Origin of the sequence: Micromonospora sp. CPCC 206060 (genome assembly GCF_036906895.1) — a bacterium.
Classification (GTDB): Bacteria; Actinomycetota; Actinomycetes; order Mycobacteriales; family Micromonosporaceae; genus Micromonospora.
On the sequence record NZ_JBAKHU010000025.1, the window covers coordinates 76,683 to 91,859 of the forward strand.

Below are 15,177 nucleotides of genomic sequence, written 5' to 3' on the forward strand. Positions count from 1 at the left end.
GTCTGAGGAGTTATCCACAGGGCGTCCTGCGGCGGATGGGGCGGGTTGTCCACAGGGGCTTGATTGATCTCTGAGCCTCGGAACAAATCGTCGGCATGGATGCCATGTCGATCGTCCGACGGATCGCTGCCGACCAGGACGGCACAGTCACGCTGACGCAGGCCCGGGCAGCCGGCCTCACGGTGCACGAGGTGCATCGGCTGTGCCGCTCGGGCCGGTGGCGTCCGTTGGCGAGGGCCGGGTATCTGGTGGATGCCGATGTGTACGACGAGGTCCCACGGCGTGCCCGGATCCGGGCGGTGGTCGGGTCGTACGGTCCGGGTGCGGTGGCGGTGCTCGACACGGCTGCGGAACTGCACCACATTGCCGGTCTGCCCACGACCGGGGCGATCCATCTCTCGGTGCCGGGTCCGGCCGCACGGCCAGTCCGGGTGGCTCATTCCGAGGTGGTGGTCCATCAGTTGGTGATCAATCCTGGCCAGCTCTGCCGGGTCGGTGGGATTCCGGTCACCGATGTGCTCCGGACGGTGGCTGACCTGATACTTCGCCAGGACCGGTACCGTGCTGTCGCACTGCTCGACTCGGCGTTGAACCGTGGGCTTCTCGTTCCGGAAGACCTGGCGCTGGTGCCAGCTCTGATCAGGGGCCGCCGGGGTGCTGTGGCGGCCCGGGGCTGTCTCGGCGAGGCGGACGGACGGGCGCAGTCTCCGCTGGAGACGCGTACCCGACTGCGTTGCGTAGACGGCCGAGTGCCGCCGGACGAACTCCAGTTGCCCGTCCGTGACCGCGACGGCTACCTGCTCGGCGTCGGTGACCTGGGCTGGCGGGCACCGAGGGTGATCGCCGAGGCAGACGGCAGAGCGGCGCACGACTCGCCACAGGCGGTCTTCGCCGATCGTCGGCGGCAGAACCGACTGGTCAACGCCGGTTGGACGGTGCTCCGCTTCACCTGGGTCGACACGCTGCGGCCGGATTACATCCCGTACACGGTGCGGCAGGCCATCGCTGCCGCCCGGACTGCCGCCCGGAGTGCCTGACCGTCCGCTGCTGACCCTCTGCTCCGTTGACCATGAAGTTGTTGTTGGCCCACCCGGCGTGTCGTGACAATAACTTCATGATCAACCCGGTCAGTGGGACGGCGAGGCCATGATCAGAGCCTGTCCAGGGTGGGGCGCGTAGGATCGGGGCTCGTGCACGTACTTCTTCTGGGTGGTGGTGGGCGCGAGCACGCGCTCGCCCTGGGCCTGGCCGCGGATCCGGCCGTCGAGCAGTTGACCGTGGCACCGGGGAACCCGGGAATGGCGTCGATCGCCGAGCTGCGCTCGGTGGATCCGATGGATCCGGCAGCGGTGGTGGGGCTGGCGGTGGAGACCGCCGCCGACCTGGTGGTGATCGGGCCGGAGGCGCCGCTGGTCGCCGGGGTCGCCGACGCGGTACGCGCCAAGGGCATCGCGGTCTTCGGACCCGTTGCCGAGGCGGCCCGGCTGGAGGGCTCCAAGGCGTTCGCCAAGGAGATCATGACGGCGGCTGGCGTACCGACCGCCCGCGCGGTGACCTGCACCGACGAGGCGGGCGCGGCTGCCGCACTGGACAGTTTCACCCCGCCCTACGTGGTGAAGAACGACGGGCTTGCCGCCGGCAAGGGTGTGGTGGTCACCGGGGACCGGGCGGCTGCCCTGGCCCACGCCCGGGAGTGCGGCCGGGTGGTGATCGAGGAGTACCTGGCCGGCCCGGAGGTCTCCCTCTTCGTGGTCACCGACGGTGAGGCGGCCCTGCCGCTGCTGCCGGCGCAGGACTTCAAGCGGGTGGGTGAGGGCGACACCGGGCCGAACACCGGTGGCATGGGGGCGTACGCGCCGCTGCCCTGGGCCCCGCCCGGCTTGGTCGACGAGGTGCTGACCAGCGTGGTTCACCCGACCCTGGCCGAGCTGCGCCGTCGGGGTACCCCGTTTGCCGGGCTGCTCTACGTCGGGCTGGCGCTGACCGCCGACGGGCCGAAGGTGATCGAGTTCAACGCGCGGTTCGGCGACCCGGAGACGCAGGTCGTCCTCGCGCTGCTGGAGACTCCGCTCGCCGGGCTGCTGCACGCCGCCGCGACCGGGACACTGGCCGCGCACCCGCCGTTGCGCTGGCGGGACGGGTCGGCGGTGACCGTGGTGGTCGCCTCGGCCGGCTACCCGGATACCCCGTGTACCGGTGACGTGATCACCGGGGCCGACCGGCCCGGCATCATCCACGCCGGGACCACCCGGCGGTCCGACGGGGAACTGGTCTCCGCCGGTGGGCGGGTGATCTGCGCCACCGCGACCGGCGCCGACCTGGCCGCCGCCAGGGACGCGGCCTACGCCCTGGTGGACGGGGTACGCCTGGACGGCTCGCACCACCGGCGGGACATCGCCGCCGCAGCGGTCGACGGGCGGATCGAGATACCCGGGCGGTAGCCGACCGGGCACGACGCCGGCCGGGCACGACACCGGTCGCTCGCAATGTCGACCGTTCGCGATGCCGACCGGGTACGGCGTCGATCGTTCGCGACATCGATCATTCGCGATGCCGATCGGGCACGACGTCGATCGTTTGCGACGCCGGTCGTTCGCGGCCGGGCCTGCGGGCGCCGAATCGGCGGTCAGTCGCGGTGGGCGGTCAGTCGCGGTGGGCGGAGGGCGCCCACTGCTCCCCGAGGGGCACCGGTCCCTCGGTACGTCCGCTGGTGCCGCCGGGCGGTGCGGGCGGGTGACGCGGCGGGTCGTCCAGGGCCCGCAGTACCCGCATCGGCACGGCGGCCACCGCCACCACCAGCAGGGTGCCGGCCAGCGCCAGGAAGGCCGCCCGGAGACCGAGCCACTCGACCAGTGGCCCGGCGAGCAGGTAGCCCGCGGGTCCGGCGGCGTACGAGAAGGAGGTCATCACCCCGACCACCCGCCCGCGCAGCCGCTCCGGCGTGCGGGTCTGCATGGCGTAGTTGGCCAGCGGGTTGATCGGCCCGTACGCCAGCCCGATGACGACCGCGAAGGTGAGCATCGCCGGGTACGGCGGCAGTGCCGCCAGCCCGACCAGGGCCAGACCGGTGACGACCAGCGCGACGACGAACAGGGTCCGGCGGCGGAGCCGGCGTACCGCCCAGCCGGAGGCGAGGGCGCCGAGGATCGAGCCGGCGCTCATCGCCATCAGGACGCTGCCGAGCCGCGCCGGTGCCCCCTCGGCCACGAAGTACGCCGGCAGTACCACCCCCTCGACCGGCAAATAGAGCGCGACCAGCGCCATGGTCAGCAGGGCGACGGCACGCAGCAGCCGGTCCCGCCAGACGAAGCGCAGTCCCTCCACGGTGCCCTGCCAGACCCCGGCGGGCGGAGCCTCCGGACGGCCGGCGCCGGGTAGCCGGACAGCGGCGATCAGCAGTACGGCCAGGGCGAACCCCGCCGCGGTGACCCAGAGGGTCGACCCGGGGCCGATGGTGGCGATCAGTACGCCGCCGATGCCCGGTCCGACCAGGAACGCCAGGCCCCAGGTCGCCTCGTGTACCCCGTTGGCCCGCTCGATCCGCCAACCGGCGGCCTGGGCGGCGGCGGGCAGCAGCGTTTCCCGGGCGGTCAGGCCGGCCGGATCGAAGACCGCCCCGAGGGCGGCGAGCACGACGATCCACGCCAGGTTGAGGCCGATGGTGGCATCGACGAGCGGGATGGCGGCCACCGAGGCGGCGGAGAGAGCGTCCGAGAACAGCGCGGTACGGCGCCGGCCGAGCAGGTCGACGACGGTGCCGGAGACCAGGCTGGCGATCAGCAGCGGCAGGGCGGTGGCCGCCGCCACCAGCCCGGCTGCGGTGGGGCCGCCACCACGTTCCAGCACCAGCCAGGGCAGCGCGACGGTGGCGACCCCGTTGCCGGTACCGGAGAGCAGGGTGGCGCCCTCGACAAGAAGGAGGGGGAGACGACGGCGGGGTGCCGGCACGCTCAACCGACGTACCGGCGCAACTCGCGGGCGAGCACCTTGCCGGTGGCGTTACGGGGCAGGTAATTCACGAAGATCACATCCCGGGGTACGGAGAACCGGGCCAGGTGGTGGCGGACGTACTCGCGTACCGCCTCCGGGTCCAGCGTCTCCCCGGGATGCAGGGCCAGGAACGCCGCGAGACGCTGGCCGAACTCCGGGTCCGGTACGCCGATGACGGCGACCTCGCGGACCTGGGGCAGCCGGGCGATCAGGTCTTCCACCTCGGACGGGAAGACGTTCTCTCCACCCGAGACGATCATGTCGTCCTCGCGGCCATCCACGAAGAGTAGGCCGTCGGCGTTGATCCTACCCAGGTCGCCGGTGTTGAGCAGGCCGTCCCGGCTTTCCCGGCCGGCACCCGAGGTGTACCCCTCGAAGAGCATCTCGTTGCCGACGAAGATCCGGCCGACCTGGCCGGTCGGCACCGGGCCGCCGACCGCGTCCAGGATCGCCAGCCGGGTGCCGTGTGGCGGACGACCGGCCGTGGTCGGCGCCCGGCGCAGGTCGGCCGGGGTGGCGATGGAGGCCCAGGACACCTCGGTCGAGCCGTACAGGTTGTGGATGACGTCGCCGTAGGTGTCCATGAACCGCGGCGCGAGGCCGCCGGGCAGGGCCGATCCGCTGACCGCGACCACCTTCAGTGGCGGCCGTGGGTCGGGCGGCGTCACCTCCAGCATCCGTTGCAGCATGACCGGTACGGCGAAGAGGGCGTCGCAGCGGTGCCGGACCAGTGCGTCTAGTGCGGTGGCCGGTTCGAAGCGGCGGTGCAGCACGATGGTGGCCCGCAGCGCGAAGGCGACCTGGAGGGCGGCGTACCCCCAGGTGTGGAAGATCGGTGCGGCGATCATCATCCGGTCGCGGGCGTGCAGCGGGATCCGGTCGATGATGGAGACCAGCGGGCCGAACCCGTTCGGGGTCGGGCGGCGGGCACCCTTCGGCGTGCCGGTGGTGCCCGAGGTGAGCACGATCGTCCGGCCGTCCCGGGGCGGGGGTTTCAGCGTGCTCGACAACGCACCGGCGATCAGCCCGGCGTGCTGCTGCTCGTCGACCCGCTGCACCTCGGCCGGCAGTGGGAGCACCCGGTCGGCGAACTCGTCGTCGTGCACCAGCAGTCTGAGCCGCTGCTCGGTGGCGACGACGGTGAGCTGGGCGGCGGAGAGCCCACTGTTGACCAGTACCGTGTCGGCGCCGAGCAGGGTGCCGGCGACGATGGTCTCGATGAGACCGTGGTGGTTGCGGCAGAGCACCCCGATCCGGTCCCCGGGTTGTACGCCGTACACCGTGCGCAGCGCCCGGGTCAGCCGTTCGGTGCGGTCCAGCAGCTCCCGGTAGGTCAGCTCACGGTCGTTCTCGTCGACGACCGCCACCCGGTCCGGGTCCCGGGCCGTCGCCTGGCGCAGTTCACCGGCGATGCTCCAGCCCCATTTACGCAGCGCGTTGAGCTGGGCGGCGACCCGGACGGGCCGGCCCGGGGTGAGCAGCCCGCGCCGGGCCAGGGTGGCGACGACAAAGGCGAGGTCCTGCAAGGAAGGGCCCCCTCTTATCGTTTTCGGTATAGGAAGGGGCCCTTCTTAACCAGCGGCCCGGTCAGTCGGTGGCACCGTCGGCAGTGCCGGTGGTCGGTGTCGCCCGTGGTGCGTCGGCTGGCGACACCGCCGGCACTGCCGTCTGTACCGTCAGCGGATCTGCATTCCGGAGATCGCGCGGGAGATCACCAGACGTTGGATCTCGGAGGTCCCCTCGAAGATCGTGTAGATCTTGGCGTCCCGGTACCAGCGCTCCACCGGATGCTCGCGGAGGAAACCGGCACCTCCGAGGATCTGTACCGCCTGCCCGGTCACGGCGACGGCGACCTCGCCCGCCTTCAGCTTGGACATCGAGCCCTCACCGGCGGCGAACGGCCGGTTGTTCCGGCCCATCCAGGAGGCCCGCCAGACCAGCAACCGGGCCGCGTCGATCTCCATCTTCATGTCGGCCAGCGCGAACGCGATCGCCTGGTTCTCGATGATCGGTCGACCGAACTGCACCCGGTCCCGGGCGTAGTCCAGCGCGTACTCGTAGGCCGCGCGGGCCACGCCGATCGCCTGTGCGCCGACCGTCGGGCGGGACAGCTCGAAGGTCCGCATCGCCGCCTGCGAGGCGGCCCGCTGCCCGGAACGGGCTCGGTCGAGCCGCTCCAGCAGGGCCTCCCGGCCGCCGAGCAGGCAGCGCCCAGGGATGCGTACGTCGTCGAGGAAGACGTCGGCGGTGTGCGAGGCACGCAGCCCCAGCTTCTTGAGTTTTTTCGTGGCGACGAGTCCGGGGGTACCCGGTGGTACCACGAAGGCGGCCTGCCCACGGGAGCCGAGGGACGGGTCCACCGAGGCGGTGACCACGTGCACGCCGGCGATCCCGCCGTTGGTGGCGTACGCCTTCTGCCCGCGCAGTACCCACTCGTCGGTGGCCTCGTCGTATGTCGCGCGGGTACGCATCGATCCGACGTCCGAGCCGGCCTCCGGCTCGGTGGTGCAGAACGCGGCGACAGCCGGCTCGTCGATGGTGCCGAAGCACTGGGGAACCCACTCGACGAGCTGTTCGGGGGTGCCGGAGCCGTAGATGGCGGCGACGGCGAGCGAGGTGCCGAAGATCCCGAGCCCGATGCCGGCGTCACCCCAGAAGAGTTCTTCGCTGGCGATCGGGAGGGAGAGGCCGGTGGGGTCGGCCCAGCAGTTGGCGAGGAACTCGAATCCGTAGAGGCCGATCTTGGCGGCCTCCTGGATGATCGGCCAGGGAGCCTCTTCGCGGGCGTCCCATTCGGCCGCGGCCGGGCGCACGACCTCTTCGGCGAAGCCGTGCACCCAGTCGCGCAGATCCCGCTGTTCCTCGGTCAGGTCGAGCGAGAACTCGGCCATGTCAGCCCTTGGGGATGTCGAACAGGTTGGCGATGTTGGCGGCGAGGCCGAGGTCGCCCTTGGCCTTCAGCTTGCCGGTCATGAACATCATTACCGGGTTGGCGCCACCGGAGACGATCTTGAGGAACTCCAGCGGGCCCATGGTGAGGGAGAGCTTCGGGTCCCGTGCCGGGGCCGACGAGGCGGTGCAGGTGCCGTTTTCGATGACCACCTCGTAGGTGTCGGTCCCGCCGTCCGGTCGACCGGTGATGTTCCAGTGGATGACGGCGTTGGTGGAGCCGGCCCGGTCGGCCCGGAACAGCGTCGGCATCCGGTTGAACACCTCGTCGAGCACCTTGCTGCGCAGGTCGCTCTGCATGACCTCGGCGATCTTGGAATCCGGGGTCGACTTGACGATCTTGAGCAGCTCCTTGGAGTCGGCCGTGGCCAGGGTTTCCGGATCGAAGTCCGTCATCGGTGTGCACCTTCCGGGCGGGACATTAGTTACTCTGGCGTAACCTTACGCACGAGTAGGTATGCTGGCAAGGTGTCCACCACCCCCGCTTTCAAGCGGTTACCCCGCGCGGTCCGCGAGCAGCAGATGCTCGACGCCGCCGTAAAGGTCTTCTCCCGCCGCGGCTACCACGCCGCCAGCATGGACGAGATCGCCGAGGACGCCGGCATCTCCAAGCCCATGGTCTATGCGTACCTCGGGCCGAAAGAGGATCTCTTCGTCGCCTGCCTGCACCGGGAGTGCACCCGGATGATCGAGGCGATCGCCGGGGCCGCCGCCCCCGACCTGCCGCCCGACGAGCGGCTCTGGCGTGGCCTCCGGGCGTTCTTCGGTTTTGTCGGCGCCCACCGGGACGGCTGGTCGGTGCTCTACCGCCAGACCCGTGGCGAGCCGCCGTTCGCGGGACAGTTGGCCACCATGCGCGCCCGGATGGTCGAGGTGATCGCCGGGATGCTCGACGACGCGCTGCGCGCGCAGGGGCGCGAGGCCCGCGAGACCGATCTGGAGGTCATCGCGTACGCCCTGGTCGGCGCGAGTGAGTCGCTGGCCGACTGGCTCGCCGACCACCCGACGGCCGACCCGGAGAAGACCGCCACCCGGATGATGAACGTGGCCTGGCTCGGTGCCGGTCAGTTGATCGAGGGCGCGGTCTGGCGTCCGGCCAGCGAATGAGCGTTGTTAATAAGGGGCCCTTTTACCGCAGAAAGCGTTAAGAAGGGGCCCTTCCTTGCTGTCGGGTGGTGTCGCACGCGGCTGGCACGATGACGTCCGTGCTTGACACGCTTGATGAGATCAACTGGGCGGGGCTGGTCCACGCCTACGGGCCCGCCGACGATGTGCCGGGGCAAATCCGGAGGCTCCGCTCCACGGACCCGAAGGACCGGGAACGGGCCCGCTGGGAGCTGTACGGGAACATTTTCCACCAGGGCACCCGCTACGAGGCGACCGCCTACGCGGTGCCGTTCCTGCTGGAGCTGCTCGCGGATCCGGCGACCCCGGAACCGGCGCCCCTGATCGAGCTGCTGGTCTCCATCGCGATCGGGTACGACGAAACCTGGCTGCCGACCGGCCTGCCGGTCGCCGAGTTCCGGCGGGCGGCGGAGGCGGCACTGCTCGCCGCCGCACCGCGTCCCGGTGACGAGGGGTACGACGAGGATTACAGCGAATACGACTACGTGGAATCGTTGAGTGGCGCGGATCAGGAGCGGCTCGGGACGTACGTGGCGCTGGCCGCGTACGACGCGGTGCGGGTCGGGGTGCCCTTGTTCCGCAGTCTGCTGACCCACGCCGATCCGGCGGTACGGATCTCGGCCGCGTACGTCCTGGCCTGGTTCCCGGAGGAGGCGACCGGCAGCCTGTCCGCCCTGTCCGCCCTCGTCCGGTCCGCCGTCGCCACGGGTGAAGCCGCTGCCGGTGACGAGGCCGGCACCGCTGCCACTGCTGCCGCTGGTCAGGCCGGCACCGCTGCCACTGCTGCCGCTGGTCAGGCCGGCACCGCTGCCACTGCTGCCGCTGGTCAGGCCGGCACCGCTGCCACTGCTGCCGCTGGTCAGGCCGGCACCGCTGCCACTGCTGCCGCTGGTCAGGCCGGCGTCGTCGCGACCGGCCTGGTGGCGACCGGGCTGCTGGGCGGCGTACCGGATGCCGCTCTGCTGGCCGATCCGCGCCCGGCGGTCCGCTGGGCTGCGGCGGTTGGTCGGGCGGGTGCCCTCGGCGTCGACGTGGACCCGGGCACCGTGGCGGAACTCGTCACCTGGACGGCCCGGCCACCGGACGAGCCGGGCGTGGGGCCGGACCAGCTGGGTGGGTATGTGCCCTTCCTCGGCGGTGACCTGTCCGGGCACGCCGGGCTGGCCCTGCAACAGGTGGGGCCGGAGCACACCGACCGGGCGTTCGACGCGCTGCTGAGCCGGCTGCCCACCGTCTCCGGCATCGAGGCGATGCCTGTGGCGGGGGAGGCGTTCCGGGTTGCGTTCCCCGACGGTCGCATCCCGGAGGGCACCCCGTTCACCGCCCTGACCGCCCGGCAGCAGCGGCTGGTCGAGGTGCTCGTACGGTCCCCGGAGACGTGGCTGATCGACGGCCGGCTGTTCGGCAACTTCATCGGGCTCGTCGGTGCGTACGGGCTGCCAACCAGCCGGGACGGGCTGCGCGCCTACCTCGCCGCCGGAGCGATCGACGGTGCCTGACGGCAGCAACCGTCGGTGGCGCCCGACGGTGCCTGACAGGCGACAGCCGCGACGGTGCCTGGCAGGCGACAGTCGCCGGGCCCGGCGGTGGCAGGCGTTGACATCAACCACGGTTGAGGTTGGAGGCTGACCGGGGATCGGACCTCGGGAGGGCTCGTGCGCGCGGTGTGGTTGACGGAGTTCGGTGGGCCGGAGGTGCTCGTACCGGGGGAGGCCCCGGAACCGGCCCCCGGCCCCGGGCATGTGGTGGTGGAGGTCGCCTACGCCAACATCACCTTCGTGGAGACCCAGTTCCGTGCGGGTCTGGCGTCCGGGCCGTTCCGGGGCGAACCGCCGATGATCCCCGGTAACGGGGTCGGTGGGACCGTCGTCGGGGTGGGGCCGGGCGTAGACCGGGGACTGATCGGCCGCCAGGTGGTCGGGTCGACCGGCGGCAACGGCGGGTACGCCGAACGGGCCTTGGTCGACGCGGCCGGGCTGTACGACGTACCGGACGGGTTGGGGCTGGACGCGGCGGTGGCCTTACTGGCGGACGGCCGTACCGCGACGATGCTGGTCCGGGCGGCCAGGGTACGGCCCGGTGACCGGGTGCTGATCGAGGCGGCGGCCGGCGGGGTGGGCACCCTGCTGATCCAGCTCGTACGGGCGACCGGGGCCAGGGTGATCGCGGCGGCCGGCGGATCCCGCAAGGTCGAGCTGGTCCGGGACCTCGGTGCCGACCTGGTGGTCGACTACCACGATCCGGACTGGACCGGACGGCTGCGCGCCACCGTCGCCATGGTGGACGTGGTCTTCGACGGGGTCGGTGGCGGGCTGGGACGCGCCGCCTTCGACCTGCTCGGCCCGGGTGGGCGCATGGTCAGCTTCGGGTTGGCCAGCGGGGAGTGGGCCGACATTCCGGACGAGGTCGCGCAGGCGCGCGGGGTGACCCTGGTCCGCCCCCGGCCGTCCCCGCAGGAGCTGCGCGCGGACACCGTACGTGCGCTGGCCGAGGCGGCGGCGGGACGGCTGAGGCCGGTGATCGGGCAGCGTTTCCCGCTAAAGCGGGCGGCGGACGCGCACGCGGCGATGCAGTCCCGGGCCACCCTCGGCAAGACCCTGCTGATGGTGCAGGGCATCACCACCTGTTAAGAAGGGGCCCTTCCTCTACCGAAAGCGTTAATAGGGGGCCCTTCCTTACATCAATGTGCCGGTGAGGTGGGGTTTGCCGCTGCGGGCGTCGTGCAGGGCGAACTCCCAGCCGGTGCCGGTTGTGCCGGCGCTGAAGGCGACCGTGGCCGGCAGCGGGACGGGCAGTTTGAAGGAGACGTCCACCGTGTAGGCGTCCGGCAGGCGGGGGGCGAGCGCGGCCAGGCAGCGGGCCTTGCTCCACATGCCGTGTGCGATCGGGCGGGGGAAGCCGAGCAGCCGGGCGCCCGCCCGGGAGGTGTGGATCGGGTTGTGGTCGCCGGAGACCCGGGCGTAGTCCGTACCGACGCGTGGCTCGACCCGCCAACGGGCGGTGGGGGCCGGCGGGGCCGGTCGGTCGCCCGGGTCGCGCCGGGCGCCGACGGTGGCCCCCCGCTCCCGGCTCAGGTACGTCGAGACGCCGTGCCACACCACCGTCCCGTCCACCGATCCGGTGAGGATGACGTCGAGCTGCCGCCCCCGGTCGTGCGGGCGCAGGTCGGTGGCGTGTACCGCGAAGTCGAGGGTCTCGTCCGCGCCGATCGGCCGGTGCACGGTGATCCGGTTGCCCACGTGCACGAGGCCGATCAGCGGGAACGGGAAGTCGGAGGCGGTCATCAGGCGCAGGGCCAGCGGGAAACCCATGATGTGCGGGTACGTCGCCGGCAGTGTCTCGGTCAGGCGGAAACCGCACACCCGGTCGTACTCGGCCAGGTGGGAGCGGTCGACGGTGGCCCCGCGTACGGTCAGCTCCACGTCCGGCGGCGTGTCGGCCCGGCGGGAGCCGACCCCCGGCAGCAGCCCGGTCAGCGCCCGGCGGTAGAGCGCCCCGGTGGCCGGCATCGCGGGCAGTACGACGGTCCGGCGGGTCTGCGGGGACTCTGCGGCGGCGGCCATCTCACGCCCCCAGCAGGCTCTGGCCGCAGACCCGGACCACGTTCCCGGTGATCCCGCCCGACGCCGGCGAGGCGAACCAGGCGATCGTCTCCGCCACGTCGACCGGCAGGCCACCCTGGGACATGCTGTTCATCCGGCGGCCCGCCTCGCGGATCATCAGCGGGATGCGGGCGGTCAGCCGGGTTTCGATGAAGCCGGGGGCGACCGCGTTGAGCGTGATGCCGCGTTCGGCGAGCACCGGGGCCATCGACTGGACCAGCCCGATCACTCCGGCCTTGCTGGTGGCGTAGTTGGTCTGTCCCCGGTTCCCGGCGATCCCGGCGATGGAGGAGACCGCGACGATTCGTCCGCCGGCCGGGATGAGGTCCCGTTCCAGTAGCACGTCGTTGATCCGCTCCTGGCTGGCGAGGTTGACGTCGATGACCTGGTCCCACCGGTCGGCGTCCATCCGGGCGATGGTCTTGTCCCGGGTGATGCCGGCGTTGTGCACCACGATGTCGACGTGGCCGTGTCTGGTGGCCAGGTGCTCGGCCAGCCGGGTCGGGGCGTCCGCCGTGGTCAGGTCGAGCTGTACCGCCGTACCGCCGATGTCGTTGGCCACCGCGGCGAGCGCGTCGCCCGCGGCGGGGATGTCCAGGACCACGACGTGCGCGCCGTCGCGGGCCAGCAGCCGGGCGAGCGCCGCGCCGATCCCCCGCGCGGCACCGGTGACCAGGGCGACCTTGCCGGCGAGTGGACGGTCCCAGTCGGCGGGCGCGACCGCCTGGCCCGGGCCGGCCGGCCGGCCGACCCGGACGACCTGCCCGGAGACGTACGCGGAGCGGCCGGAGAGCAGGAAGCGCAGGGTCGATTCGAGGCTGACCAGGGTGCCGGCGTCGGCTTCCCGGGTCACGTAGACGAGTTGTGCGGTGCTGCCCCGGCCGAACTCCTTGCCGATGCTGCGGGTCAGCCCTTCCAGGGCGCGCTGGGCGGTGGCCGCGCGGGGCGAGCCGCACTCCTCGGGTGGGGTGCCGAGCACGATCACCCGGCCGGACGGGTGCAGCGTCCGGGCGTGGGCGTGGAAGAAGTCGTAGAGCGGGCGTAGCCCGGTCGAGTCGGTGATGCCGGTGGCGTCGTAGACCAGGGCCGCGTTCCGGGCGGCCGGGTCGGTGGCCGGTCCGGGTGCGACGGCAGCGGGGTCGCGCAGCTCGACCCCGGCGGCGGTGAGCAGTGCGCCGACCTGTCCGGCGAGTCGACCGCCGGGTGCCGTGCCGAGCACCACCGGGGCGGTGACGAGCGGGTCGCCGGGTCGGTGCCGGCGCAGTCGGGGCGGGTCGGGGAGTCCGAGGCGCTTGACCAAGGCGCGGCCGGGGCCCGACTGGACGAAGCTCGCGTACCTGTCGCTCATAGGCGTAGCCTACTGGCGAGTAGGGTATCGGCAAGGCTTTCACCCGGCTGAGTTTCCGATTCGCCGGGCCGAGTTTCGAGGAGGCGGGATCGTGCAGACCATCCGTCGGGTCGCGGTGATCGGTGGCAACCGGATCCCGTTCGCCCGGTCAAACTCCCGGTACGCCAGCGCCTCCAACGCGGACATGCTCGGCGCCGCCCTGGACGGGCTGATCGCCCGGTTCGGGCTGGCCGGCCAGCGGCTCGGTGAGGTGGTGGCCGGTGCGGTGCTCAAGCACGCCCGGGACTTCAACCTGACCCGGGAGGTGGTGCTCGGCTCCCGGCTCGACCCGCACACCCCGGCGTACGACATCCAGCAGGCCTGCGGTACCGGTCTCGAAGCGGCCATCCTGGTGGCCAACAAGATCGCGCTCGGGCAGATCGAGGTCGGGGTGGCCGGTGGCGTGGACACCACCTCGGACGCCCCGCTGGCCGTCAACGAGGAGCTGCGGCGCAACCTGATCAGGCTCAACTCGGCCCGTACGCTCGGCGAACGGTTGAGGATCGCGGCGAAGCTCCGCCCGAGTCAGCCGTTCCGGCCGGAGATTCCGCGCAACGCCGAGCCGCGTACCGGGTTGTCGATGGGGGACCACGCCGCGATCACGGCCGTGCGGTGGGGCATCGACCGGGCCGCCCAGGACGAACTGGCGTTCCGCTCGCACCAGCGCCTCGCCGCCGCCTACGAGCGCGACTTCTTCGACGACCTGATCACGCCGTACCTGGGGCTCACCCGGGACCAGAACCTCCGGCCGGACACCAGCCTGGAGAAGCTGGGCAGCCTCAAGCCAGCCTTCGGGACCCGGGGCGCCGATGCCGAGAAGGCGAGCATGACCGCCGGCAACTCGTCCCCGCTCACCGACGGTGCCTCCACTGTGCTGCTGGCCAGCGAGGAGTGGGCCGCCGCGCACCGGTTGCCGGTGCTCGCCTGGTTCTCGTTCAGCGAGGTGGCCGCCGTCGACTTCGTGCACGGCGACGAGGGCCTACTGATGGCCCCGGCGTACGCCGTGCCCCGGATGCTGGCCCGCGCCGGCCTGACCCTCCAGGACTTCGACTACTACGAGATCCACGAGGCATTCGCCTCGCAGGTGCTGGCCACCCTGGCCGCCTGGGAGTCGCCGGAGTTCTGCAAGGAGCGGCTCGGCCTGGACGCCCCGCTCGGCGCGATCGACCGGGAGAAGCTCAACGTCAACGGGTCGTCGCTGGCCGCCGGGCACCCGTTCGCGGCGACCGGCGGGCGGATCGTGGCCACCCTGGCCAAGCTGCTCGCGGAGAAGGGCAGTGGTCGGGGGCTGATCTCGATCTGCGCCGCCGGTGGGCAGGGCGTCACCGCGATCCTGGAGCGCTGACGGGCACTACCGCAACCTGATCCGTACGCCCTCCGGTAGCCCGAGCCCGGGTGGGATGTCGACGACGTCCGACGCCTGATAGCCCAGTTCGGTGAAGCGCCGGACGAGCTGGTCGATCGGGAGGCCGGTCCAGTTCATCGCGGCGATCAGGTGTGCGGCCGGGACCGGTTGCCCAGGGTCGAGCCAGGAGCCAGGTCGCATGAGTTTCGTACTCACCAGTCTTGCGTCGGTGTGGCTTGTCCGGAGTTCGTCCGGTAACCGGTGCTGGACGGTGTAGCCGAACTCCCGTAGGCGTCGGAGAGCCTGGCCGATGGTGAGTCCGGTGGTGGCCGCTGCCGCGATGAGATGCCCGGCTGGCACGGGTTGCGCCGGATCGAGCAGGTCACCGATCCGGCCTGGGGTGAACCGGGGGATGGTTTCTCGGGGCGCCGTGACAGCCCGTTGTCGATCCAGGAGCAGCTGATCCGAAGAGTCAGCGATGACGTGCTCCGGCAGGTGGTGCCGGACGGTGTAGCCGAGTTCGGTGAGGCGTCGGGTGATCTGACCGACGGTGAGCCTGGTGGCGACGGAGGCGCCCAGCAGGTGACTCAGGGGGACGACACGGTCGTCGGTCAACCAGGGATCAGCACCGTCCAGATCCCTGCTGATCAGGGTCGCGTCGGTGCCGGTCAGGGGTGAGGTCGGGTGGCCGATGCCTGGTCGGGTAGCCGATCTCCCTATACGAGGCGCTGCTTATCGCGGGCAGTGGTTCACGCTCGCGCTGCCTGCCGCCGAGGTCG

General features: G+C 71.7%; 13 protein-coding genes. 6 read left to right on the plus strand and 7 right to left on the minus strand.

Annotated elements, in window-relative coordinates:
- The first annotated feature begins 104 nt into the window (after window positions 1–104).
- Together V6U90_RS17515 and purD are read left to right on the plus strand one after the other, a co-directional pair.
- Window positions 105–1,037 (plus strand): type IV toxin-antitoxin system AbiEi family antitoxin domain-containing protein, encoded by a 933-nt coding sequence (locus V6U90_RS17515; RefSeq protein WP_334437306.1) that lies wholly within the window; start codon window positions 105–107, stop codon window positions 1,035–1,037.
- A gap of 153 nt (window positions 1,038–1,190) precedes the next feature.
- On the plus strand, window positions 1,191–2,441 hold the full coding sequence (purD, locus tag V6U90_RS17520) for a phosphoribosylamine--glycine ligase (RefSeq protein WP_334437308.1): 1,251 nt from the start codon (window positions 1,191–1,193) through the stop codon (window positions 2,439–2,441).
- A gap of 202 nt (window positions 2,442–2,643) precedes the next feature.
- On the opposite strand, the gene V6U90_RS17525 is transcribed toward purD, so the two are convergent.
- The 4 genes from V6U90_RS17525 to V6U90_RS17540 form a co-directional block, all read right to left on the minus strand.
- Entirely contained in the window at window positions 2,644–3,954 is a 1,311-nt protein-coding gene (locus tag V6U90_RS17525) for an MFS transporter (RefSeq protein WP_334437311.1), read from the minus strand.
- A complete protein-coding gene (locus V6U90_RS17530) occupies window positions 3,951–5,516 on the minus strand; it encodes an AMP-binding protein (protein WP_334437314.1) in 1,566 nt (521 codons plus the stop codon). Before V6U90_RS17530 ends, V6U90_RS17525 begins: the two co-directional genes overlap by 4 nt.
- Before the next feature lie 150 nt (window positions 5,517–5,666).
- Window positions 5,667–6,881, minus strand: a complete 1,215-nt coding sequence (locus V6U90_RS17535) for an acyl-CoA dehydrogenase family protein (protein ID WP_334437317.1) — start codon at window positions 6,879–6,881, stop codon at window positions 5,667–5,669.
- A 1-nt stretch (window position 6,882) separates the two neighbouring features.
- Window positions 6,883–7,335, minus strand: a complete 453-nt coding sequence (locus tag V6U90_RS17540) for an SCP2 sterol-binding domain-containing protein (protein WP_334437320.1) — start codon at window positions 7,333–7,335, stop codon at window positions 6,883–6,885.
- 72 nt (window positions 7,336–7,407) lie between these two features.
- On the opposite strand from V6U90_RS17540, the gene V6U90_RS17545 reads away from it, so the two are divergent.
- The 3 genes from V6U90_RS17545 (at window position 7,408) to V6U90_RS17555 (ending at window position 10,694) form a co-directional block, all read left to right on the plus strand.
- Window positions 7,408–8,046, plus strand: a complete 639-nt coding sequence (locus V6U90_RS17545; RefSeq protein ID WP_334437323.1) for a TetR/AcrR family transcriptional regulator — start codon at window positions 7,408–7,410, stop codon at window positions 8,044–8,046.
- A gap of 98 nt (window positions 8,047–8,144) precedes the next feature.
- Window positions 8,145–9,563 (plus strand): hypothetical protein, encoded by a 1,419-nt coding sequence (locus tag V6U90_RS17550; RefSeq protein WP_334437325.1) that lies wholly within the window; start codon window positions 8,145–8,147, stop codon window positions 9,561–9,563.
- A 156-nt stretch (window positions 9,564–9,719) separates the two neighbouring features.
- A complete protein-coding gene (locus V6U90_RS17555) occupies window positions 9,720–10,694 on the plus strand; it encodes a zinc-binding dehydrogenase (RefSeq protein WP_334437328.1) in 975 nt (324 codons plus the stop codon).
- Between the two features lie 45 nt (window positions 10,695–10,739).
- On the opposite strand, the gene V6U90_RS17560 is transcribed toward V6U90_RS17555, so the two are convergent.
- Window positions 10,740–11,627: a MaoC/PaaZ C-terminal domain-containing protein gene (locus tag V6U90_RS17560; protein WP_334437331.1), complete on the minus strand. Its 888-nt coding sequence runs from the start codon at window positions 11,625–11,627 to the stop codon at window positions 10,740–10,742.
- Between the two features lies 1 nt (window position 11,628).
- Window positions 11,629–13,014 (minus strand): 3-oxoacyl-ACP reductase, encoded by a 1,386-nt coding sequence (locus tag V6U90_RS17565; protein WP_334437334.1) that lies wholly within the window; start codon window positions 13,012–13,014, stop codon window positions 11,629–11,631.
- A 91-nt stretch (window positions 13,015–13,105) separates the two neighbouring features.
- Between V6U90_RS17565 and V6U90_RS17570 the strand changes: the two genes are divergently transcribed.
- Complete coding sequence (locus V6U90_RS17570) at window positions 13,106–14,398, plus strand: acetyl-CoA C-acetyltransferase (protein ID WP_334437337.1); 1,293 nt, start codon at window positions 13,106–13,108, stop codon at window positions 14,396–14,398.
- Between the two features lie 6 nt (window positions 14,399–14,404).
- On the opposite strand, the gene V6U90_RS17575 is transcribed toward V6U90_RS17570, so the two are convergent.
- A complete protein-coding gene (locus V6U90_RS17575; protein WP_442933605.1) occupies window positions 14,405–15,118 on the minus strand; it encodes a wHTH domain-containing protein in 714 nt (237 codons plus the stop codon).
- Between the last annotated feature and the right edge of the window lie 59 nt (window positions 15,119–15,177).